This window comes from Promicromonospora sp. Marseille-Q5078, from assembly GCF_050315395.1.
Taxonomy (GTDB): domain Bacteria; phylum Actinomycetota; class Actinomycetes; order Actinomycetales; family Cellulomonadaceae; genus Isoptericola.
Map to the genome: position 1 here is coordinate 2,827,902 of NZ_JBNPQG010000001.1, position 22,063 is coordinate 2,849,964.

The following is a 22,063-nucleotide window of genomic DNA, read 5'->3' on the forward strand; positions in this document are numbered from 1 at the left end:
CTATCCGCTCGCCGGCAGGCGAACACACCAGGAAGTACACACGTGGCAAACATCAAGTCCCAGATCAAGCGCATCAAGACGAACGAGAAGGCGCGCCTGCGCAACAAGGCCGTCAAGTCTGAGCTGAAGACCTACGTGCGCAAGGTGCGCGAGGCCGTCGCCGCGGGCGACAAGGAGGCCGCCGGCACCGCGCTGCAGGCCGCCTCGCGCAAGCTCGACAAGGCTGTCTCGAAGGGCGTCATCCACGCCAACCAGGCCGCGAACCGCAAGTCGGCCATCGCGAAGTCGGTCGAGGCTCTCTGAGTCGTCGCGCTCCGTCCGCCTGACGGCGGACAAGCAAGGCTCCGAAGGGCGCCGCACCCCCGGGTGCGGCGCCCTTCGTGCGTCCCGCCCCAGCCGCGGGCGGGGCCGCGCTCAGCCGCGGCGCGAGCGCGCGATGGTCAGCACGGCCCGTTCGACGGCGAACACCGGGTCGCGGCCGCCGCCCTTGACGTCGGCGTCGGCCTGGGCGACCGCCCCGATGGCGGTGGCGAGCCCCTCGGGCGTCCACCGCGACAGGTCCCGCTGGGCGTTGCGCACCTGCCAGTCCTGCAGCCCGAGCTGGCGCGCCGTGGCCGCCCCGCCCCGGATCGCCGCGACCCGCGCCAGCGTCCGCAGCCGCAGCGCGAGCGCCGCGACGATCGGCACGGGGTCGGCGCCGGTGGCGAGGGCGTGGCGCAGGAGGGCGACGGCGCCGCCCGTGTCGCCCGCCACGGCGGCGTCGGCCACCTTGAACCCGGTGGCCTCGACCCGGCCGCCGTAGTAGCGGTCGACCACGGACTCGCTGATCGTCCCGGTCGTGTCGGCCACGAGCTGCGAGCACGCCGACGCGAGCTCCCGCAGGTCGGTGCCCAGCGCGTCGACGAGCGCCCGGACCGCCGCGGCGTCGGCCCGGCGACGCGCCGCACGGAACTCCGCCGTCACGAACTGGACCTTCTCCGCGTCCTTGGTGATCGGGTCGCACTCGAGGACCGGGGCGCCGGAGGCCGTGATCGCGTCGAGCATCTTCTTGCCGCGCTGACCTCCGCCGTGCACCACCACGACGACCGTCTCCGGGTCGGGCGCGGTGACGTACGCGACCACGTCGGCCACGAGGTCCTCGGTGGCGCCCTCGGCCCCGCGCACGACGACCACGCTCGGCTCGCCGAAGAGCGACGGGCTGGCCGCCACCGCGAGCTGCCCGGCGCCGTACGTGCCGCCGTCGAGCTCGGCCTTCTCGGTGCTGGGGTCGCGCTCGCGCGCCAGGTGCACCACGCCGTCCACGGCGCGCTCCGCGAGGAGCCCCTCCGGCCCGCGCACCAGCACGACGGGTGCCAGGGTCGGGTCGTCCCACGGTCGGCTGTTCGCCGCCGCGGGCCGGCCGCGGCGGGGGGAACGGGACGGGCGGGAGGTGGAGGCGTCGGGCCCGGCCCCAGCCTGCCACGGACCGCCGACGCCGCCCGCACCCGGCTACCCGCACGCCAGCCCGATCTCGGCGCCGCGCTGCACGAGCGCCGCGGTGCCGCACTCGTCCGTGCGCACCAGCGCAGAGCCCGTCGAGGCGTACAGCTGCAGCGCGTCGTCCGTCGGGTGCCCGTAGGTGTTGTCGGCGCCGACGCTCACCAGCGTCACCCTCGGGGAGAGGAGGTGCGCGAGCTCGGCCGACTGCGAGCGCGACCCGTGGTGCGCCATCTTGACGACGTCGACGTCGGCCGCCTGACCGGACCTCCGCAGCACGGCCGCCAGCGCGTCCTGCCCCGCGTCCTCCAGGTCGCCCAGCGCGACGAGCTCGAGCCCGCCGCCGGTGCGCACCTCGAGCGCGACGCTCGCACCGTTCGCGCCGTCTCCCTCGGCGCTGCCGCCCGCCGACCCGCCGCCGGTCCCCGGCCCGGGGCCGGACGCGGCGAGCACCTGCCAGGAGGCGGTGCCCGCCTCCCCGGCGTCACCTGCGGCCGCGACGTGCACGGGCACCCCCGCGGCGTCGAGCTCTGCCCGGACGGCCGCGGCCTGTGCCGCCGGCTCGTCGAGGCGCGAGACCAGCGCGGAGGTCACGTCGCGCCCCCGCAGCACCCCGGTCAGCCCGCCCACGTGGTCGGCGTGGAAGTGGCTCAGCACGAGCAGGTCGACGGTCGTGACGCCGAGCCGGTCGAGGCACCGTCCGGCGTCGTCGCCGTCCGGCCCCACGTCGACGACGATCCCCGACGTGGCGCCCGTGCGCACCACCATCGCGTCGCCCTGCCCGACGTCGCAGGCCGCGACCTGCCAGTCGTCCGGCACGCGGTGGCCCGCGCCCGCGATGCGCGGCACCGTGAGCGCGAGGACGGCGAGCAGCGCGACGCCGGCCAGACCCGCCGCGGTCGCGACCCGCACGCGCCCGTGCCGTGCCGTCGCCTGCCGGACGCGCCTCCGCACCCTCCGCACCGCCCGGGGCGCGGCCTCGCGCCACTCGCGCCGCCACCCGGCACCCGGCGGGCGGCGCAGCACCAGGGCCAGGCCCGCCACCGTCAGCAGCGCCAGCGCGGCCGCGCCCCAGAGGCCCCCCGGCCACGGCAGGCGCGCTCCCGGCACGGCCGCGAGCCATTGGGCCACGCCCGCGATCCAGCCCGTGGCCAGTCCCGCCAGCCAGGCGACCGGGAGCGCGAGCCCCGGGGCCCACGGCGCGAGCAGCGTCGCGACCAGGCCCAGCACGGTGGCCGGGACCAGCGCCGGGGTCGCCAGCAGGTTGGCGGGCACGGAGGCGAGCGGGACGTGCGGGTCCAGCAGCAGGAGCACCGGGCCGCACGCGGCCTGGGCCGCCCACGGCACCGCGAGCGCGAACGCCGCCGGACGCCCGGTCCACGGCGCCAGCCGGCGGGCCAACGGCCCGACGAGGAGCACGAGCCCCGCCGTCGCGGCGCACGACAGGACGAACCCGTACGAGCGCGCCAGCCACGGGTCGACGACGAGGAGCACCGTCGCCGCGGCCGCGAGCGCCGGGGCGCCCGACGACGGCCGACCGAGGGCGAGGCCGAGCAGGGCCGCCGCGCACGTCCAGGCCGCCCGGAGCACGCTCGGCTCCGGGCGCACCAGGAGCACGAAGGCGCCGGCCGCGGCCGCCACCACCGCCACCCGCACCCCGCGGGGCGCGCGAGCCAGCGCGCACAGCGCGGTGAGCGTGGCGACGACGATCGCGAAGTGCCCGCCCGAGACCGCGGTCACGTGGGTCAGGCTCGTGGCGCGCATCGCCTCGGACACGTCGGCGGGCACGCGGCTCGTGTCGCCCACCGCGACGCCTGGCACCAGGCCGCGCGCCTGCGGGGACATCGGCTCCGTGACGTCGAGCAGCGCCGAGCGCAGCGCGTGGGTCGCGCGCAGCACGGCACCCGGCGGCGCCCGCTCCGCCACCGGGCCCGGCGCCGAGAGCCGCGCCAGCGGCCCGTCACCGACCGGGACCGGCCGCAGCACGCCGTTCACGGCCACGGTGGCGCCGTAGCGCGGGGCGGGCGCGTCCGACGTCACCTCGACGAGGCCCGCGCTGCCGGTCGCGACGCCCCGCGCCGCGACCTGCTCCACGGCGACGACCCAGCGGACGCCGTCCCCGAACACCGCCGGCCGGGCCTCCGACGCGACGCGTCCGACGAGCTCCGCGTGCGCGCCCCTGCCCGCCAGCTCCCGCAGCGGCGCCTGCCGCGCCGTCTGGGCGTGCACCCCCAGCCCCACGGCCGCGAGGCAGGCGAGCACCAGCACGGCGTGGGCACCTGCGGCCCGCCGCCGTCGTCCGCGGGACCCCGCGGCCGGCCGGCTGCTCACGGCGCCCACGACACCAATCACCGCGACTCCGGCCGCCACCGCACCGAGCAGCGCGCCGACCGCGACCGCGGGCGCCCACGAGGCCGCGGGCCCCGTGAGCAGCCAGGCGGCCGCCCACGCGACGAGCGCGGCCGGCACGAGGCGCAGGTCCACGCGGCGCGGCGGTTGCCCCGTGCCGCCCGGGCGAGGCGCGGGAGCGTCGTCGTCCGGCCGCGGTCCGGGCCCCGCGACGGCGAGGGCCGCGGGCTCGTTCACAGCCGGACCAGGTCGCGGACCTGCTCGAGCACCGACGGCCCGATCCCGGAGACCTCGTCCAGCTCGTCGACGCTGGTGAACGGCCCGTTCTCGTCGCGCCACGCGATGATGCGCCCCGCCAGCGCCGGCCCGATCCCGGGCAGCTCCTCGAGCTCCGCGGTCGCCGCCGTGTTGAGGTCGACCTGGCCGCCCGACGGGTCCGCCGACCCCGCGTCGGCGCCGCCGGCAACGCCGTCGTCGGTGGTGCCGTCCGGGGTGGCCGCCCCGTCCCCCTCCGGCGGCAGCTCCCCCGGCCGCGGCACCCGGATCTGCTCGCCGTCGACCACCGCGCGGGCGAGGTTGAGCGCCGCGGCGTCGGCGCGCTTCGTGACGCCGCCCGCCGCGGCCACCGCGTCGGCGACCCGCGCCCCGGTCGGCACCGTGACCAGCCCCGGCTCGCGCACCTCCCCCACGACGTGCACCACGACCACCCCGGCCGCCGACGCCGCGGGCTCCGGCTCCGGCGCGGACGACGGGTCGGACGGGGCCGGTCCGGAGGCCGCCGACGCGGGCGAGGCCTCGCTCCCGGCGAGGGTGATGACGTCGTCGGGGCGTGCGGTCGCCACCACTGCGGCGACGACCGCGACGAGCAGCACGACGACCGCCGCCACGACCGCCGCGCGCAGGCCGAGGGACCACCGCCGCCGGCCGCCGCCGTCGTGGTCGGCGAGCGGGTGCCCGTGCGCCGCGGTGTATGCGGCCGCGACGTGCTGCGCGGAGCGACGGGCGCGCAGACGCGCGGCGAGCTCGTCCTCCTCCGGGTCGGCGTCCGCGGGCGCCGGTGCACCTGTCGCCCCGGGGGCTGGTCCTCCGCCAGGTGGTGGCTCCCGGTGCTCCCGGACGGCGTGCCAGGCCTGCAGCCGTGCCGCGGCCTCGTCGAGCGGCGTGGCGGGCTCAGTGTCGGGCTCGGGATCAGCCTCGGGACGGGCGGGCGAGACGCCGTCTGCGCCGGCGGGGTCGTGGGGCAGCGTGGTGGTCACGCCGCGACGTTAGGAGCGCGGCGCCCTCCGCCGGCGCGCCCCCGGGCGCTCTGTGGACGGCGCCGTCCTGGGGGCAGGCTCCTCAGCGCGAGACGGCGTGGTCGTGTCTGCCGAGCTCGGCGACGACGACCGCGAGCGCCCCGGGTCCGACGTGCGCCCCGAGCACCGCGCTCACGGGCGTGACGACGGGCTCGGCGCCGGTGCCCGCCCGCAGCCGCTCGGCGAGGTCGGCCGCCCGGTCCGGGACACCCAGGTGGTGGACGGCCACGCCCGGTCGCTCGCACCCCTCCGCGCTGCGCTGCGCCAGCTCGACGAGCCGGTCGATCGCGGCCCTCCGGGTGCGCACGCGCTGCGCCATCTCGATCCCCCCGTCACGCACGGTGAGGATCGGTCGCACGCCGAGGGCGGTGCCGAGCGCGGCGGCCGGGGCCGAGAGCCTGCCGCCCCGGCGCAGGTGGTCGAGCGAGTCCACGAGGAACACGGTCGTGCTCGACGCCGCCACCTGGCGCGCCCGCGCGGCGACCTCCGCGGCGTCGTGGCCGGCGGCGGCGCACCGTGCCGCCTCCTGCGCGGCGAAGCCGAGCCCCATGGCCACGGTGCGGGAGTCGACCGCCTGCACCGGGATCATGCTGCGCTGACCGGTGCCGGCAGCCACCTCGAACGTGCCGGACAGGGCGCCCGACAGGTGCACGGCCACGACCGCGCGGGCGCCGTCCGCCGCCAGGTCGCGGTAGACGGCGGAGAACTCCGCCGGGGCGGGCTGCGACGTGCTGAGGCGCTCGCCGCCGGCGATCCGCGCGGCGACCTCCTCCGGCGTGATGTCCACCCCCTCGCGCCACGACGACTCCCCCGACACGACGCGGAGGGGGACGACGACGGGCGCGCCGGCGCCGGTGTCGCCTGCGGGCAGGCACGCGGTCGAGTCGGTAACGACTCGGACCGCCTGAGGATCGATGGGCATCGGCGGGGAGTCTACCGACGCCGCCAGGGAGCGCCCCGACGGCGTCGGTCGCCCCGTCATCCGTGGTCGTGCGTCTCGGCGCTCCCCGAGACCCCGGAGATCTCGTTGGGCACGACGGTGAGCTCCGCCGACCTCCACACCTCGCCGGACTCGACGTCCACCGCGTGGATCGACCGGGTGCCCGGGTCCGTGACGTAGACCGAGCCGTCGAGGGAGAGCACCGCCGGGCGCGGCTCCTGCCACTCGAGAGGCTCCTCCCACGCGTCGAGCACGGGGACGGACTTCTCGAGCTCGCCGCTCTCGGGGTCGATCACGTGCAGCGCGCCGTCGGTGCCGAGCACCAGGGCCTCGCCGTCGTCGCCGCGGGCGAGCGACCGGAACGTGTAGCTGGACGGCAGGTCGACGAGGGAGAGCTCGCCGGTGCGCGTGTCGACGAGCGAGACGCGCGTGGGCTCCTCCAGCTCGGCGTCCGGGTCCGTCTTGTAGTCGCCGAGGACGACGGGCGACGCCTCGGACCCGGCCTGGTTGCCGATGCGGCCGTAGGCGTCCGGCGCGTCCACCTTGGTGAGCTCGCCGCCCGCGTAGACCAGCACGCCGTCCTCGCACCCGAGGACGACGGCCTCGTCGGCGGCGACGGCCTCGCCGTGCACGCCGGGGCACTCGTCGCTGGCCGCGACCTCGTGACCGTCGGCGTCCAGGACGCGCGCCCCGGACCGCGACTCCTCGGTGCCCTCCGTGACGACCAGGGAGTCGTCGCTCAGCTCGACGGCGACGCCGTGGTGGGCCGACGGAGCGGTGAGCTCCCGCACGGGCGCCTCCCCCTCGCCGACGTGCGCCGAGTCCAGCACGCGCACCTGCCCCGTCCCGTCGTCGAAGAGGACGGTGCGGCCCTCGTGCACGACGACGTGGCCAGGCTCCTCGGCGGCGTACGTGACGTCGGTGAGGCGTGGCTCGGCCGTCCAGTAGTGGTGGTGGTCGCCGTGCGCCTCGGCCCAGGCACCCAGGTCGAGCGCCCGGAAGCCGCCCGTGGTGGAGGCCAGCAGGTGCCGGCCGTCGCCGGCGGGGTTGAGGCGGGTGAAGCCCTCGAGCGGGAGGTCGGCGACCTGCTCGAGCGTCTGCGCGTCGAGGACGACGACGCCGCCGTCGTAGGTGACGGCCAGGCGCGCCGTGGGCGCGGCGGCCTCCGTGGCCGGCGCCGTCTCCGCCGGCGCGGACGAGGCGTCGCCGGCGGCCGGTTCGTCCGTGGCGCAGCCAGCAAGCGTGACGGGGACGGCGAGGGCGAGCCCCAGGGCCGGAAGGCGCGACCGGCGGCGGGCTCGGGAGGTTCGGGTCAGGGAAGGCATGCGTCTCTCTCTGGTCGACGGCGCGAGATATGCACATGAGAACGCTTCTCATGTGTGCGATCAGTGAACCAGATGTGAGAACCGTTCTCAACATGCGGTGACAGTCCCCCCAGGACGTCCCCGCCGACGTGCTCGCCCAACTCGGCAACCGCGTGCAGCCCGCGCTGCGCGCCTTCACCCCGACGCCCGTCTCCCGGACGCGCGTGCGGGCGCGGGCGAGCTCGAGAAGGAGGCCGAGCAGGCCCGTCGCAGGGCGGAGCCCGCCACCCGGCGGACGTCGCGCTCGTCGTCGGGCCGCAGCGCGCGCAGCCCGATGGACACGATCCTCACCGCGGTCGGCACCACGCACGCGCGGGAGATCACCCGCACCGTGTTCGGCACGCGCCGGCGGCGCTGACCGCCGAGCACGGCCGAGCCGCCGACGTCAGGACCTGAGCGGGGCCGCGTGCCAGATGCGGTCGAGGTAGTCGCGCATCGACCGGTCCGAGGAGAAGAAGCCCGAGCGCGCCACGTTCAGCACGGCGGACCGGCTCCAGGCGTCCGGGTCGGCGTACGCCCGCTCGACCCGCTCCTGGGCGTCGAGGTAGGCCTGGTAGTCCGCGAGCACCATGAACCGGTCCTCCGTGAGCAGGTTGGACACGACCGACTCGAAGACGGACGGGTCCCCGCCGGAGAAGGTGCCGCGCGCGACGAGGTCCAGCGCGCGGCGCAGCGACGGGTTCTCCTCGTAGTAGGTCGACGGGCGGTAGCCCGCCTCGGCGATGGCGCTCGCCTCGGGCTCCGTGAGCCCGAAGAGGAAGAAGTTCTCGTCACCCACGAGCTGCCGGATCTCCACGTTCGCGCCGTCGTCGGTGCCGATGGTGAGCGCGCCGTTGAGCGCGAACTTCATGTTCCCCGTGCCGGAGGCCTCCTTGCCGGCCAGGGAGATCTGCTCCGACAGGTCGGCGGCGGGGACGAGCGTCTCGGCCACGGTGACGTTGTAGTTCGCCGGGAACGCGATCCGCAGCACCCGGGAGACGTCCGGGTGCGCGCCGACCACCGCGCCCACGTGGTTGATCAGCGCGATGATCTCCTTGGCCATCACGTACCCCGGCGCGGCCTTCGCCCCGAAGACCACGGTGCGCGGCGTGACGTCGTCGACCGCGAGGTCGCCGGCGGTGATGCGGTCGTACAGCGTCACGACGTGCAGCAGCTTGAGCAGCTGGCGCTTGTACTCGTGCAGCCGCTTGACCATGACGTCGAGCATCGTGGCCGGGTCGATCGCGATGCCGTCGCGCGTGGCGAGCAGGGACACCAGGCGGTCCTTGTTCGCCGCCTTGACCTCCCGGAAGCGACGCCGGAACTCCGCGTCGTCGGCGAGGGGCTCGAGCTCACGCAGCCGGTCGAGGTCGGTGACCCACCCGTCGCCGATCGCCTCGGTGATCAGCCCGGACAGCCCCGGGTTCGCGAGCTTGACGAAGCGCCGCGGCGTGACGCCGTTCGTGACGTTCGTGAACTTCTCCGGCCAGTAGTCGGCGAAGTCGGCGAGCACCTTGTCGCGCAGCAGCTGGGAGTGCAGCTCCGCGACCCCGTTGACCTTGGACCCGCCGACGGTGGCGAGGTACGCCATCCGCACCGACCGCTCGGGGTGCTCCGCGATGATCGACATGCGCCGCACCAGCAGCTCATCACCGCCGGAGCGCTCGCGCACCTGCGCGAGGAACTCGTCGTTGATCCGGTAGATGATCTCCAGGTGCCGCGGCAGCAGCCGCCCGACCAGCTCCACCGGCCACACCTCGAGCGCCTCCGGCAGCAGCGTGTGGCACGTGTACGCGAAGCACCGCTGCGTCACCTGCCACGCGTCGTCCCAGTCGAAGCCCTGCTCGTCCACCAGGATCCGCATGAGCTCGGGGATCGCGATGACGGGGTGGGTGTCGTTGAGCTGGAAGACGATCCGGTCGGGCAGGTCGTGCAGGTCGAAGCCCGGCGGCAGCAGCTGGTCGATGAAGTCGCGGATGGAGCACGCCACGAAGAAGTACTGCTGCTGCAGCCGCAGCTCCTTGCCCTGCGGCGTGGAGTCCTCCGGGTACAGCACCTTGGAGATGTTCTCCGCGAAGGTCTGCGACCGCACGGCCTCGGCGTAGTCGCCGTAGTTGAAGATCTTGAGGTCGAACGCGTGCGTGGCCCGCGCGCTCCACAGCCGCAGCGTGTTGACGCGGCCGTTGCGGTACCCCGGCACCATGTAGTTGTACGGGACGCCGAGCACCTGCCAGCCCGGCAGCCAGCGGGTGCGCTCGCGGCCGTCGTCGTCGGTGAAGGTCTCGGTGCGGCCGCCGAAGCCGACGGCCACCTCGTGCTCCGGGTGCGCGAACTCCCACGGCGCGCCGTTGTCGAGCCAGTTGTCCGGCTCCTCGACCTGCCGCCCGTCCGTGAACGTCTGCCGGAAGATGCCGTACTCGTACCGGATGCCGTACCCGATCGCGGGCACGCTCATCGTCGCGAGCGAGTCGACGAAGCACGCCGCCAGCCGGCCGAGGCCGCCGTTGCCGAGGCCCGGCTCGACCTCCACCGCGCGCAGCTCGTCGAGGTCCAGGCCGAGGCTCGCCAGCGCCTCCGCGGCGACCTCCTCCAGCCCGGTCGCGATGAGCGCGTTGTCGAGCTGGCGGCCCAGCAGGTACTCCGCCGACAGGTAGGCGACCGCCTTGGCCTGCGTGCGGTACTGGCTCACGGTGGTCTGCATCCACCGCGACATCAGGTAGTGCCGCACCGTGCGCGCGAGCGCCAGGTACTGGTCGTTGGTCGTGGCCCGCTCCAGGATCGTGCCCTGGGAGAAGTTCAGCTCGCGCAGGTACTCGCGCACGAACCCCTCCACGGAGTGCTCCGGGCTGGTGATCAGAGGCGTGGTCTCGGTCACGCCCCGACACTACACACGCCGCCGGCCGGCGTCCCGTGGTGGGGACGCCGGCCTCCGCCGTGCGTGCGCGGCCTGTCCATCAGGCCTCGGCGGGCCGCAGCGCGGCCGCGACGGGCTCGGCGTGCGTCACGGTCTGAGCCGCGCGCGCCGACCGACGGCGGAAGAGCGCGGCCGCGAGCAGCGCGCCGACCAGGAAGATGCCGGCCGACCACGTGAACGCCACGTCGTAGCTCTCCACGGCCGCCCGCGCGACGACGTCGGGCGTCGCGGGCAGGTGCCCGGTGACGTAGGAGGCCGCGGCGGTCGCGGCGAGGGTGTTGAGCACCGCGGTCCCGAGCGCTCCGCCCACCTGCTGGGAGGTCGAGACCATGGCGGACGCCACGCCCGCGTACGGGCCCTGGACGCCGACGGTCGCCGTCTGGATGGACGGCGGCATCGTGCTGCCCATGCCCACGCCCAGGAGCACGAGCCCGGGCAGGACGCCGGTGGCGTAGGTGCTGTCGACGTCGAGCCGCGAGAACCAGGCCATCGCGACCATGCAGATCGCCAGCCCGGCGGGGACCAGCACCTTGGCGCCGAGCCGGGGCAGGGTGACGTTGTTCGAGACCTGCGCGGTGACGATGATCGCGAGCACCATCGGCAGGAAGGCCACGCCGGTGCGCATCGGGTCGTACCCCATCGTCGCCTGCAGGTAGTAGGTGAGGAAGAGGGAGACGCCGAACATCCCGACGCCCGCGACGAAGATCGCGACGAAGGAGCCGGCACGGTCGCGGTCGGTGACGATCGACAGCGGCAGGAGCGGGTGGGCCGCACGGCGCTGCCACCCCACGAACGCGACGAGGAGGACCACGGACGCCGCGAGCGGGCCCCACGTCCAGGCCGAGTTCCAGCCCTGCGGCTCCGCCTGGGAGAAGCCGTACACGAGCAGGAAGAGGCCTGCCGAGCCCAGGGCGACACCGGGGACGTCGAGGCGCTGGCGGCGCCCCTTCTCCCCGCGGGGCAGGAGCACCAGCCCGGCGACGACGGCGACGGCCGCGAAGAACAGGTTGACGTACAGGTTCCAGCGCCAGTCGAAGTTCTGGGTGAGGAAGCCGCCGAGCAGCAGGCCGACGGCGCCGCCCATGCCGGCGATCGCGCCGAAGACGCCGAAGGCACGCCCGCGCTCGGCAGGCGTGGTGAAGGTCGTGGTCAGCACGGACAGCGCGGCGGGCGCGAGCACGGCCGCGAACGCGCCCTGGAGCGCGCGGGCCGCCACGAGCATCTCGAAGCTCTGCGCCGCGCCGCCCAGCGCCGAGGCGACGGCGAAGCCGACGAGCCCGACGAGAAAGGTGCGCCGCCGGCCGAGGAGGTCGGAGAGGCGGCCGCCCAGCAGCAGCAGGCTGCCGAACGCGAGCGCGTAGGCGGTGACGACCCACTGGCGGTCGTTGTCGCTGAAGCCGAGCTCGGCCTGAGCGGAGGGCATGGCGATGTTCACGATGGTCGCGTCGAGCACGACCATCAGCTGGGCGATGGCGACCGTGGCCAGGACCAGCCAGCGTCGTGAGTCCGCGGGGGCGCGCGAGGGCGCGGGTGGAGTGGTGGTCATGAAGGTGCTCCCGAGAGGGATGGAGTGGGACCCGGCCGCGAGGCCTGCCGGCGCGGGTACCATCGACGGTATGCGGTACTCGGCGGTTTCGAAACCTGTGAGTACCGAAACAGCGGGGAAGTTCACCCACGGCGAACGGCGCCGCCGGCGACCGCCCCGGGACCGGACGGAGGACACACCATGAAGGCCGCCGACGACGTCGTCGACGACGCACCCGCCACCCCGCTCGCGCGCGGCGGCCGCCCCCGCGACGCCTCCCGCGACGTCGCGATCCTCGACGCCGCGCGGGAGCTCCTCGCCGAGGTCGGCTACGGCGGGATGACGATGGACGCCGTCGCCGGGCGCGCGGGCGCCAGCAAGGCCACGCTCTACCGTCGCTGGACGACCAAGTCCGACCTCGCCGTCGAGGCGGTGACCTGCGGGCTGGGGAACGACCTGGACCCTGCCGACGTCCCCGACACCGGCACCCTCGAGGGCGACCTGCTGGCGCTGGAGAAGCTGCGGCGCGCGCGCAAGACGGCGGCCACCGACCGCCTCGTCCCTGGTCTCATGGCGGAGGTCCGCCGCGACCCGGAGCTCGCGCGCCAGTTCCACGCGAGCTTCGTGCGACCGAAGGTGCAGCAGATGCGTGCGCTCCTCGAGCGCGCCAGGGACCGCGGCGAGGTCCCGGCGGACCGCGACCTCGACCTGGTGAGCACGGTGGTGCCGGCGCTCATCTCGTACCGCAAGGTGGTCGAGGGCGTCGAGCTCGACCCCGCCTACGTGGAGCGGCTCCTGCGCGAGGTGCTGACCCCCCTCGCGACGGCGCCCTCGACCCGCTGACGGCCGCACCCGCCGGGGCGGGGCCTCACTCCCCCACGAGCGTCACCAGCCGCGACCGGCCGGTCGCGTCCTTGATGGCCTGCAGCACGACGTCCGCGTGCGGCTCCAGCGCGCTCACCTTGTCCAACGGCGCCCCGACGACGAGCTGGAACCCGAGCCCCCGCCACGCGCCGACCGCGCGGCCGGCGAACCGGGCGTCGGCCTTGATGAACGCCTCGTCGAGGAAGACCGGCGCGTACCGGGGCCGCTCGGCCCCGGCGTCGCCGAGCTGGTAGCGCAGCGCGGCGCCGACGATGAACGCGACGAGCTCCTGCGACTCGCCGCCGGACTTGCCGGCGATGTGGTCGTAGACGCTCACGTGGTTGCCGTCCAGGTCCACGCACTCGGCGCTGATGCGCACGTGGTCGCGCACGTCGACCAGCCGGCGCCGCTCGGGGCTGTCCGGCCGGATGCGGTCGATCAGCCGGGCCATCCGGGCGTAGCGGCGCTCGTGCTCGGCCAGCGGCACGTCGCCCGCCGGGGTCGTCGCCAGCTCGCGCAGCAGGCGCCGGAACGACGCCACGTCGTTGCCCTCGACGGGGGTCGCGGTGATGCGCAACCGGTGCTCGTCGTCGCGGAACGGCAGGGTCCCGAGGATCGCGTTGACGGGCTCCATCCGGTCGCGGATCTCCGCGACCGCCTGCGCGATGCCGTTGTTGAGCCGGGTGAGCTGGTCGCCCGACATCTGGCGCAGGTGCGCGGACCACCTGTCCCGCAGCCGGTACAGCTGCTGGAACTCGAGCTCCTCGTAGATCCGCAGGAAGTCGGCGTACGCGGCATCGGGGTCGGCGGTGCGGTTCGGGTCGGGCCACGCGTCGTCGAACCGCTCGAAGAGCGCGGCCAGCGCCGCCCGCGCGGTGCGCTCGGTCTCCTGGGCCGTCTCGAGCTCGTGCCGCAGCTCGCGCACGACGGCGCCCACGGCGGTCGTGAGGTCGGCGAGGCCGCTCCCCGGGGTGCCGGCCGTGCCCGACCACCCGACCTGGGTCATGAGCTCGGCCAGGCGACGGGCCTGCTCCGGTGTCGGCTCGACGCCGTCGGCGTCGGCGCGCTCGACGGCGTCCGCGACCTGGTCCACCTGGTCGCTGATCTGCTCCCACGCCGCGCCGAGCTCCGTCACGCGCTGCTGCGCCGCCGCGCGCTCGCGGTGCAGCTCGTCGACCCGGGCGCGCAGCGCCTCCTCGTCCGCCTTGAGCGCGCGCAGCACGTCGGAGCCGGCGACCAGCGACGCGAGCCGCTCGTGCCGCTCCGCGACGCGGGACTCCGCCCCCGCCAGGTCGATGTCGTCCCACTCCACGCGCAGCGCCTGGCTGTGGGCGACGAAGTGGTCCGCCTCCCCCTTCTGCCGCAGGCGCGCGCCGGCGAGCGACTCGGCGGCCTGCCGGAGCTCCTGGTGGGCGGCGCCGATCTGCTCGGCGAGCTGCTCGAGCCGGCGGTGGTTGCTGAACCCGAGCACCGACGCCCTGCCCTGGCCGCCGTGGGCGCCGCGGCGCCCCTCGGACGTCTGCCCGGCCCGCGTGAGGGCGAGGTCGTGCTCGGCGAGCTGGGCGGGGTGGTCGACGCAGACGTGGCCGAACCGCTCCGCGAGCCGCCCCGCGAGCCAGCCGCCGAACGGGCCGGCCTTGACCTCGAGCCGGCCGGGCAGCAGCGTGCGGTCGGCCTCCTCGTGCAGCGGCAGCCCCGTGGGGACGCCCTCGAAGCGCACGCGGACGGGCGAGCGGACGGTGTCGATCGCGGCCCGGAACGCGTCCAGGCGGGCCTCGTCGACCAGCATCGTCACACCGAATCCGCCGAGCGCGAGGCCGATCGCGTCGCGCCACGGCTCGTACTCGCCGCGCACCTCGAGCAGCTCACCGACGAACGGCACGTCCTCGGCGCCCAGACCGGCGGCCCGCGCCATCGCCTCCCGTGCCTCGTGCAGCTCGCGCGGCACGTTGCCCCGCCGCGCCTTGAGCGAGGCCTCCTCGCGCTCCAGCTCCGCCAGGGCGCGGCCCGCCTCCTTCTCACGCGCGCTGGCCTCGATCACTGCCTCCGACAGCGCGTCGGTGTGGGTGTCGCGCTCGTCCCGGTACCGGCGGGCGTCGGCGTGCAGCGCCTCCAGCTCGCGCCGGGTGCCGACCTCGCGTTCCAGCGGCGCCAGGTGCCCCTCGAGCTCGGCGCGGGCACGCCGCACCTCGGCGAGCCGCTGCTCGGCCGTCCGCACCTCCCGCTCGGCCGCCTCGATGGCGTCGCCGCCGTTGCGGCGCTGGTCGGCCCGCACCTGCTCGAGCTCCGCGTCGGCCGCCGCGAGCCGCTCCTCGGCGACGGCGACCCGCTCGGCCGCGGCCTTGTGCTGCGCCCGGTTCTCCGCCTCCGCGCCGCGCAGGAGGTCGAGCTGGGTGCGGTCGCGCCAGGCGGTGAACGGCGTGACGCCGCCGTCCGGCCCACCGTCGGGGCCGAGCGAGGCCACGAGCCGTGCCGACGCGGCGGCCTCGTCGATCGCGGCGCGGTGCTCGAGCATGGGGCGCAGCACGTCCACCTGCCGCTGCGCCGTGTCCATCTCGGCGCGCACCTCGCTCAGCTCGTCGAAGTGCTCGACGGCGCGCTCGGCCACCCGGATCGTCTCCGGCTCCTCGAGCACCATCGCCTTGTACAGGGAGTCGACCGTGGTGATCTGCTGCCCCGCCTGGATGCGGCCCAGCAGCTGCATCGCCTTCTCGCCGTCGCCCGCCGCGCCGATGCCCAGCGCGGCGTGCAGCCGGGTGGCGAACGCCTTGTCCGTGTCGAACGTCGTCAGGCCCGCCGCCGTGAGGCCCGGCTTGGCGAAGCGCTGGGCCACCAGCGGCTCCAGCTCACGCAGCGAGACGTCGCGGTCGGCGACGGCGCGCACGGCGACCGTCTCGTCCGTGCGCTGCACGCCCCGCGGCACGTACCAGGCGCGCAGCGCGGTGAGCTGTTCGCCCGACTGCGACGACCACGTCATCGCGATCGCCGACCAGGTGTCCGCGCTCTCCCCGCGCAGCACGCGGTCCTTGGCCGTCGCGGCCCCGGCGCTGCGCTGCTCGTCGAGCTTGCCCCGCGCGTACGACACGACGTTGCGTTGCTCCTGCCCGCGCGCCCGCCCGCTCGTCGCCGTGTTCGACGCGCCGTTGAACGGCGTCGTGTGGCTCATCATGAGTGCGATGTACGCGTCCAGCAGCGTCGACTTCCCGGATCCGGACGCGCCCGTGAGCAGCGTGGTCGTGCCCGCGAACCGCACCTCGTGGTAGCCGTGGTAGCCGCCCCAGCTCACGAGCTGCATGGAGCGGGCGGTCCACTGCCGGCCGTCCGACGCCGTCGGGATCAGTCCGAACAGCGACTGCTGCATGCGCGGCGCGTCCTGCGGGGCGGTGGTGACGCTCGTGACGGTCACGCCGTGGCCTCCTCGTCCTCGTCGACGGCGTCCGTCTCGTCGACGGCCGCCTCGGGCTCGTGCTCGGGCTCGACGACGCCCCCGCCGCGCAGCCACTCCGTCAGCGCCCGCAGCCGCTCGACGGGCAGCAGGATCTCCACCACCGGCTGCACGCGGTAACGGCCGTCGGCGACCTCGTCGAGCACGTGCTCGCGCACCAGCGCGCCGATCGCGTTGTCGATCTCGCGGCGCCGCGCCGCGAGGTTGGTCTCGTCCGCGGCGAGGAAGCCGAGCGCGTAGTCCACCAGCTCCTCCGCGTCGACGTGCGCCGCGCGCTCTCCCGCGCCGTGCTCCTGCCGGAAGCGGTTGCGCGCGAACAGCATGAGCAGCGTCTCGACCCGCTTGTACGGCTCGTCCTTGAGCAGCACAGGGATGCTGAGGCCCGCCTCCCGCACCTGCCGCTTGTAGGCGATCTCGTAGTCGCGGTCCACGACGAGCTCGACGAACATGTCGTGGCACCGCGACGCCAGCACGTTCTGATGCGCCAGCAGCGCCTTCCACTCCGCGGGGTGGGCCGCTGCGGACAGGTACCGGCGCTGCAGCACCAGCGCCAGCGCGCGCCGCGCGTCGTACGGCAGCACGCCCGTGTCGCCGGCGAACAGCGCCGCGTCGTCGTCCACGATCACGGGCGCCTCGACGAACGAGGTGTCCTCCCGTGCCGGCTCCGCCGTCGTCCCGGTCATGCGTCCTCCTCGTCGTCGGCGGCGGCCGCCCCGTCCGGCACCTCGTCCGGCACCTCGATGCGCACCCGCGGCACCACCAGCTCGCGGGTGCTGCCGTCGGCACGCACCGTCGTGACCCGGCGCAGGCCGGCGGCGGGCACGTCGCCGGCCGCCAGCGCCTCGTCGAGAGCGCCCGGCGCCGCCAGCTCCAGGTACCCGAGCAGCTCCACGGGGCGGCGGAGCTCCGCGGGCGCGGCCGCGAACACCTCGTCGGCGGACGCCCCGCCGCGCTCGCGCAGCACGCGCGCGGCATGGGCCATGGTCTCGTCGTATCGCGGGCCGCCCATGCCGAGCAGGCCCCCGAGCAGTGCCCCGGCGTCGCCGCCCGCGTCGTCGTCGCCGAGGTCGAGGTCGGAGAGCGCGTCGGGCGGCGTGTCGGGGCGCAGGTCGTGCAGCTGGGCCCGGAAGCGCCCGAGCCGCGCCCGCTCGAGCCAGCGCAGCGGCTCGACGCGCGCGGCGCGCCCGGCGGTCGGGAACCAGTCGGCCATCGCTGCGGTGGCCTCCCGCAGGGCGGCGTCGAGCTCGCGGTCGCGCAGCGGGTTGTGCACCGTGAGCTGCTGGGTGATGGTCCGCGAGGCGCGCGCCTGGGCGTCGAGCACGCCGTCGACGGCGGCCAGCAGCTGCGCGTACAGGGCGCGCACCGCCTCCCGGCGGTCCGCGGGCAGGTCGGCCGCGAAGGGGTGGGCCAGCACCGCCCGGACCCGCTCGTCCACCTGGCCGAGCAGCTGCGGGTCGCGCAGCAGCTCCATCGCGCCCGAGAACGCGCGCCCCTCGGGCGTGCGCTGCATGAGCGAGTCCGACGCCTCGAGGTAGGCGCCGAGCACCTCGCCGGTCGGGCGCTCGTCCTGGCGCAGGTTCGTGACGATGCTGCGCTGCAGCTCGGCGATCGACTCGGCCACGCGGGCGAAGTCGGCCGGCAGCTCGCGCACCAGCGCTGCGACGTTGTCGAACTGCTCGACGAGCCGTTCCGTCGGCGCCTCGACCACCGGCCCGCCGGCCTCGAGCCGCGCCAGCTCCGCCTCGGCCGCGGCGATCTCGTCGCGGGCACGGGCGACCTGCTCGCGCAGTGCCCGCTGCTGCGACTCGCGGTCCGGGCGGGCGTCGCGCGCGAGCCCGTCCAGAGCGACGAGCAGCGTGCGGATGCGCGACTCGCTCACCAGGGCACGGGCGCCCTGCGTGCGGTCCACGAACGCGAGCGCCTCCGCCGCGTGCGAGCTCACCTGGTACTGCTCGACGCCGTCGTCGTCGAGCGCGCGCACCAGCCAGCGGCCGGCGACCCAGCGCGAGCACAGCGCGCGGGCCGCGTCCTCGGGCACGTCGTGCCCCACGGCCCGCGCCTCGGCGAGCAGGTCCTCGACCTCCACGTGCATCTGCTCCGTGGTCACCGTGGGCCGCCCGGGCGTGAAGATCAGGGACAGCAGCGCGACGACCAGCGGCCCCTCCTTGCGGTGCAGGAGGGCGAGCGCGGGCGTGCCGAAGGCGCCCTGGCTGCGTGCCAGGGCGCCCTCGAGGCGGGAGCCCGCCACCCGGGGTCGCGACAACGGGGTCGACAAGCTCAGACGACGATGTTGACGAGCTTCGGCGCGCGCACGATCACCTTGCGCACCGGCGCTCCGTCGATCGCGCGGACCACGTTCGGTTCCGCCAGCGCGGCGGCCTCGAGGTCCGCGTCCGAGATGGACGGCGGCACCTCGAGGCGGCCCCGCACCTTGCCCTTGACCTGCACGACGCAGGTCACGGTGTCCTCGACCAGGTACTGCTCGTCGGCCGTCGGGAACGGCGCGCGAGCCAGCGAGCGGTCGTGCCCGAGCCGCTGCCACAGCTCCTCCGCGACGTGCGGGGCGATCGGCGCGACCATGAGCACCAGCGGCTCGACCGCCGCGCGCGGCACCCGCTCCAGGCCGGTCAGGTGGTTGTTGTACGTGATGAGCTTCGCGATCGCCGTGTTGGGCCGCATGTGCTCCATCTCGAGGCGCACGTCCGCGATCGCGCGGTGCATCGCCCGCAGCGTGGCGACGTCCGGCTCGTCGTCCGTCACGGTGAGGGCGCCGGTCTCCTCGTCCACGACGTTGCGCCACAGGCGCTGCAGGAAGCGCTGCGAGCCGACGACGGCGCGCGTCTCCCACGGGCGCGACAGGTCCAGCGGGCCCATCGACATCTCGTACACCCGGAACGTGTCGGCGCCGTACTGCTCGTACATCTCGTCCGGCGTGACGACGTTCTTCAGGGACTTGCCCATCTTCCCGTACTCGCGGTCGACGGGCTCGCCCTCGTAGGTGAAGCCGGACTGCTCGTCGCCCTCGACCTCGGCGGCGGGCACGTAGAAGCCCCGGTCGTCGGTGAAGGCGTAGGCCTGGACGTAGCCCTGGTTGAAGAGCTTGCCGAACGGCTCCAGGGAGGACACGTACCCCAGGTCCAGCAGCACCTTGTGCCAGAACCGCGCGTACAGCAGGTGCAGCACCGCGTGCTCGACGCCGCCCACGTACAGGTCGACGCCGCCGGCCGGGCCGGACGTCGCGTTGTGGCGCGGACCCATCCAGTACGACTCCAGCTCGGGGTCGACCACGGCGGTGCCGTCCGACGGGCCGTCCGTGGAGTCCGTGGGGTCCAGGTAGCGCAGGTAGTACCAGCACGACCCGGCCCAGTTCGGCATGGTGTTGGTGTCGCGGCGGTACTGCTGCGGCCCGTCACCCAGGTCCAGGGTCACGTGCACCCAGTCCTCGTTGCGGCCCAGCGGCGCCTCGGGCGTGGACCCGGCGTCCTGCGGGTCGAAGGTGCGCGGCGCGAAGTCGGGCACCTCGGGCAGCTCGACGGGCAGCAGGTGGCCCGGGATCGCGACCGGGCGGTCGTCGGCGTCCCACAAGATCGGGAACGGCTCGCCCCAGTAGCGCTGGCGGCTGAACAGCCAGTCACGCAGCCGGTACGTGGTGGTGCCCTCGCCGGCACCGCGGGCCTGCAGCCACGCGACGATCCGCTCCTTGGCCTCGGCCACGCCCAGCCCGTCGAGGCTGACCTCGTCGTTCGCGGAGTTCACGGCCACGCCGTCGCCCGTGTACGCGCCGACGAAGTCCTCGGGCAGCCCGCCCGCGGGCTCGACGGTGCGGATCACCGGCAGCTCGAACGCCTCGGCGAAGTCGAAGTCGCGCTGGTCGCCGCCCGGCACGGCCATGATGGCGCCGGTGCCATAGCCCATCAGCACGTAGTCGGCCGTGAACACGGGGACCGGCGTGCCGCTGACGGGGTTGACGGCCAGGTGCCCGGTGAAGACGCCGGTCTTCTTGCCGGCGTCGGCCTGCCGCTCGACGGCGGTCTTGGCGGCCGCCTCGCGGCGGTAGGCCGCGACGGCCTCGGCCGGCGTGCCGTGCCCGCCGGTCCACACGCCGTGGGTGCCGTCGGGCCAGGCCGAGGGCACCTCGTCCAGCAGCGGGTGCTCGGGCGCGACGACCATGAAGGTGGCGCCGAACAGCGTGTCGGGGCGGGTGGTGAAGACCTCGACCTGCGCGCCCGCGCCCGCCGCGTCGTACTCGCCGGCGACGACGTCGAACCGCACGTTCGCGCCCGTGGAGCGGCCGATCCAGTTGCGCTGCATGGACTTGACCTTCTCCGGCCAGTCGATGAGCTCCAGGTCGTCGGTCAGGCGGTCGGCGTAGGCCGTGATCCGCATCTTCCACTGGCGCAGGCTGCGCTGGAACACCGGGAAGTTGCCGCGCTCGGAGCGGCCGTCGGAGGTGACCTCCTCGTTCGCCAGCACCGTGCCCAGGCCCGGGCACCAGTTGACGACCGACTCGTCCACGTACGCCAGCCGCTGCGCGTCCAGCACGTCACGCCGCTCGACGTCGGTCAGCGCGGCCCAGGACCGACCGTCCGGCAGCGCGCGCTCGCCCGACGCGTACGCGGCCTCGAGCTCGGAGATCCGGCGCGCGCGGCCCTTGCCGCCGTCGGCCTCGGCGTCGTACCAGGCGTCGAAGATCTGCAGGAAGATCCACTGCGTCCAGCGCACGTAGTCGCTGTCGATCGTGGCGAAGCTCCGGCGCGGGTCGTGCGCCAGGCCCATCCGGCGCAGCTGGCGCTGGTAGACCGTGATGTTCCGCTCGGTCACCAGCCGCGGGTGCTCGCCCGTCTGCACCGCGTACTGCTCGGCCGGCAGGCCGAACGCGTCGAACGCCATCGCGTGCAGCACGTTGTCGCCGCACATCATCCGGTACCGGCCCACGACGTCCGTGGCGATGAAGCCCAGCGGGTGCCCGACGTGCAGCCCCGCGCCCGACGGGTACGGGAACATGTCCATGATGAAGAACGGGTCGCCGGTGCCGTGCTCGCCGTCGCCGTCGGTGAGCGCGCCGGTCGGGTTGGCCGCCCAGAAGGTGCCCTGCTCCTCCCACAGGTCCTGCCAGCGCTCCTCGATCTGCTGGGCGAGGGCGGGCGTGTAGCGGTGGACCGGCTCGGTCGGAGCCTCGGATCGGGCGGGTGCGGTGTCGGGCGTGCTCACCCGGCGAGTCTACCGGCCGGGACCCCCGGCCCCGGCCGTGTTTTCACAGGCCGAACGACGCGAAGAGCGGACCGCCCACGGCCAGCAGGAGCCACCCGATCGCGACGACGTACCCGATGATCAGCACCAGCCCACGGTTGCGCACGACGGCCCTCCGCAGGCCCTCGCCCACCCGCAGGTGCCCCTCCTGCACCGCGTGCACCACCTGGAACCACAGCAGCGGCCACATGATCGTCCACACCACCATGCACGCGGGGCAGAGCTTCACCAGCACGTAAAAGCTCGTCCACATGAGGAAGAAGATCAGCAGCTGACCGAGCACGGTCCCGGCGAGCAGGCACAGGTGGTACCACCGCGGCAGCCGGGCGCCGGCCAGCAGCACCACACCCGTGGTGACCACCACCGGGAACGCGGCCAGCCCGATGAACGGGTTGGGGAACCCGAGCAGCGACCCCTGCCACGACTCCATCGCCACGCTGCACGACAGGAAGATGTTGATGGTGCAGCTGGCCACCCGGCCCGGGTCGAGGAAGCTCTCGATCTTCTCGTAGCTCAGCCAGAACGCCCCGCCGAAGCCGATCGCGCCCAGCACGACCAGCAGCGTTCCGTAGGCACGGGGCGACAGGCCGCGAGGGCCGGGCTGGACCGCGGCCTCGGCCGCGTCGTCGTCGTGGGTCTCGTCGCGCACGCTCGGGCTCACG

General features: G+C 75.1%; 14 protein-coding genes and 1 pseudogene. 3 read left to right on the forward strand and 12 right to left on the reverse strand.

Annotated features, from left to right (window positions below; genetic code table 11):
- The first annotated feature begins 42 nt into the window (after positions 1–42).
- Positions 43–303, forward strand: coding sequence for a 30S ribosomal protein S20 (rpsT, locus tag ACQFYA_RS13235; RefSeq protein ID WP_499124885.1), 261 nt, complete (start codon positions 43–45; stop codon positions 301–303).
- 111 nt (positions 304–414) lie between these two features.
- Here the strand turns inward: rpsT and holA are convergent, their stop codons facing one another.
- The 5 genes from holA to aztD all read right to left on the reverse strand — a co-directional run bounded on the left by holA (position 415) and on the right by aztD (position 7,385).
- Positions 415–1,356 carry a DNA polymerase III subunit delta gene (gene holA / locus ACQFYA_RS13240; RefSeq protein ID WP_499127534.1) on the reverse strand — a complete coding sequence of 314 codons (942 nt, stop codon included), beginning with the start codon at positions 1,354–1,356 and terminating at the stop codon, positions 415–417.
- Between the two features lie 132 nt (positions 1,357–1,488).
- Positions 1,489–4,062 (reverse strand): ComEC/Rec2 family competence protein, encoded by a 2,574-nt coding sequence (locus ACQFYA_RS13245; protein WP_499124887.1) that lies wholly within the window; start codon positions 4,060–4,062, stop codon positions 1,489–1,491.
- A complete protein-coding gene (locus tag ACQFYA_RS13250; protein WP_499124889.1) occupies positions 4,059–5,081 on the reverse strand; it encodes a ComEA family DNA-binding protein in 1,023 nt (340 codons plus the stop codon). Before ACQFYA_RS13250 ends, ACQFYA_RS13245 begins: the two co-directional genes overlap by 4 nt.
- Before the next feature lie 82 nt (positions 5,082–5,163).
- Positions 5,164–6,042 carry a DegV family protein gene (locus ACQFYA_RS13255; protein WP_499124891.1) on the reverse strand — a complete coding sequence of 293 codons (879 nt, stop codon included), beginning with the start codon at positions 6,040–6,042 and terminating at the stop codon, positions 5,164–5,166.
- Between the two features lie 56 nt (positions 6,043–6,098).
- Positions 6,099–7,385, reverse strand: a complete 1,287-nt coding sequence (aztD, locus tag ACQFYA_RS13260) for a zinc metallochaperone AztD (protein WP_499124894.1) — start codon at positions 7,383–7,385, stop codon at positions 6,099–6,101.
- A 101-nt stretch (positions 7,386–7,486) separates the two neighbouring features.
- Here aztD and ACQFYA_RS13265 point away from each other — a divergent pair.
- Positions 7,487–7,782: pseudogene (locus ACQFYA_RS13265) on the forward strand (helicase HerA-like domain-containing protein); the annotation flags it as partial.
- 27 nt (positions 7,783–7,809) lie between these two features.
- On the opposite strand, the gene ACQFYA_RS13270 reads toward ACQFYA_RS13265, so the two are convergent.
- The gene (locus ACQFYA_RS13270) at positions 7,810–10,278 is read right to left on the reverse strand and encodes a glycogen/starch/alpha-glucan phosphorylase (protein WP_499124897.1); all 2,469 of its coding nucleotides are present in this window, start codon (positions 10,276–10,278) and stop codon (positions 7,810–7,812) included.
- 79 nt (positions 10,279–10,357) lie between these two features.
- The gene (locus ACQFYA_RS13275) at positions 10,358–11,863 is read right to left on the reverse strand and encodes an MFS transporter (RefSeq protein WP_499124900.1); all 1,506 of its coding nucleotides are present in this window, start codon (positions 11,861–11,863) and stop codon (positions 10,358–10,360) included.
- 180 nt (positions 11,864–12,043) lie between these two features.
- Between ACQFYA_RS13275 and ACQFYA_RS13280 the strand changes: the two genes are divergently transcribed.
- Positions 12,044–12,685, forward strand: coding sequence for a TetR/AcrR family transcriptional regulator (locus ACQFYA_RS13280; RefSeq protein ID WP_499124901.1), 642 nt, complete (start codon positions 12,044–12,046; stop codon positions 12,683–12,685).
- A 25-nt stretch (positions 12,686–12,710) separates the two neighbouring features.
- On the opposite strand, the gene ACQFYA_RS13285 is transcribed toward ACQFYA_RS13280, so the two are convergent.
- Genes ACQFYA_RS13285 through ACQFYA_RS13305 form a run of 5 tightly spaced genes read right to left on the reverse strand, consistent with a single transcriptional unit; the run spans position 12,711 to position 22,062 of the window.
- A complete protein-coding gene (locus tag ACQFYA_RS13285) occupies positions 12,711–16,112 on the reverse strand; it encodes an ATP-binding protein (RefSeq protein WP_499124904.1) in 3,402 nt (1,133 codons plus the stop codon).
- Complete coding sequence (locus tag ACQFYA_RS13290; RefSeq protein WP_499124906.1) at positions 16,109–16,834, reverse strand: DUF4194 domain-containing protein; 726 nt, start codon at positions 16,832–16,834, stop codon at positions 16,109–16,111. The genes ACQFYA_RS13285 and ACQFYA_RS13290 overlap by 4 nt, the downstream gene beginning before the upstream one ends.
- Positions 16,831–18,399 carry a DUF3375 family protein gene (locus ACQFYA_RS13295; RefSeq protein ID WP_499124908.1) on the reverse strand — a complete coding sequence of 523 codons (1,569 nt, stop codon included), beginning with the start codon at positions 18,397–18,399 and terminating at the stop codon, positions 16,831–16,833. The genes ACQFYA_RS13290 and ACQFYA_RS13295 overlap by 4 nt, the downstream gene beginning before the upstream one ends.
- A 29-nt stretch (positions 18,400–18,428) precedes the next feature.
- Positions 18,429–21,362: a leucine--tRNA ligase gene (gene leuS / locus ACQFYA_RS13300; RefSeq protein WP_499124909.1), complete on the reverse strand. Its 2,934-nt coding sequence runs from the start codon at positions 21,360–21,362 to the stop codon at positions 18,429–18,431.
- 43 nt (positions 21,363–21,405) lie between these two features.
- The gene (locus ACQFYA_RS13305; RefSeq protein ID WP_499124911.1) at positions 21,406–22,062 is read right to left on the reverse strand and encodes a vitamin K epoxide reductase family protein; all 657 of its coding nucleotides are present in this window, start codon (positions 22,060–22,062) and stop codon (positions 21,406–21,408) included.
- Between the last annotated feature and the right edge of the window lies 1 nt (position 22,063).

Bases quoted from the DNA above. Each gene is read 5' to 3' on its own strand.
- ACQFYA_RS13280 (WP_499124901.1), top strand. From the start codon at position 12,044: ATGAAGGCCGCCGACGACGTCGTCGACGACGCACCCGCCACCCCGCTC.
- ACQFYA_RS13290 (WP_499124906.1), bottom strand. From the start codon at position 16,834: ATGACCGGGACGACGGCGGAGCCGGCACGGGAGGACACCTCGTTCGTC.
- aztD (WP_499124894.1), bottom strand. From the start codon at position 7,385: ATGCCTTCCCTGACCCGAACCTCCCGAGCCCGCCGCCGGTCGCGCCTT.
- ACQFYA_RS13275 (WP_499124900.1), bottom strand. From the start codon at position 11,863: ATGACCACCACTCCACCCGCGCCCTCGCGCGCCCCCGCGGACTCACGA.
- ACQFYA_RS13255 (WP_499124891.1), bottom strand. From the start codon at position 6,042: ATGCCCATCGATCCTCAGGCGGTCCGAGTCGTTACCGACTCGACCGCG.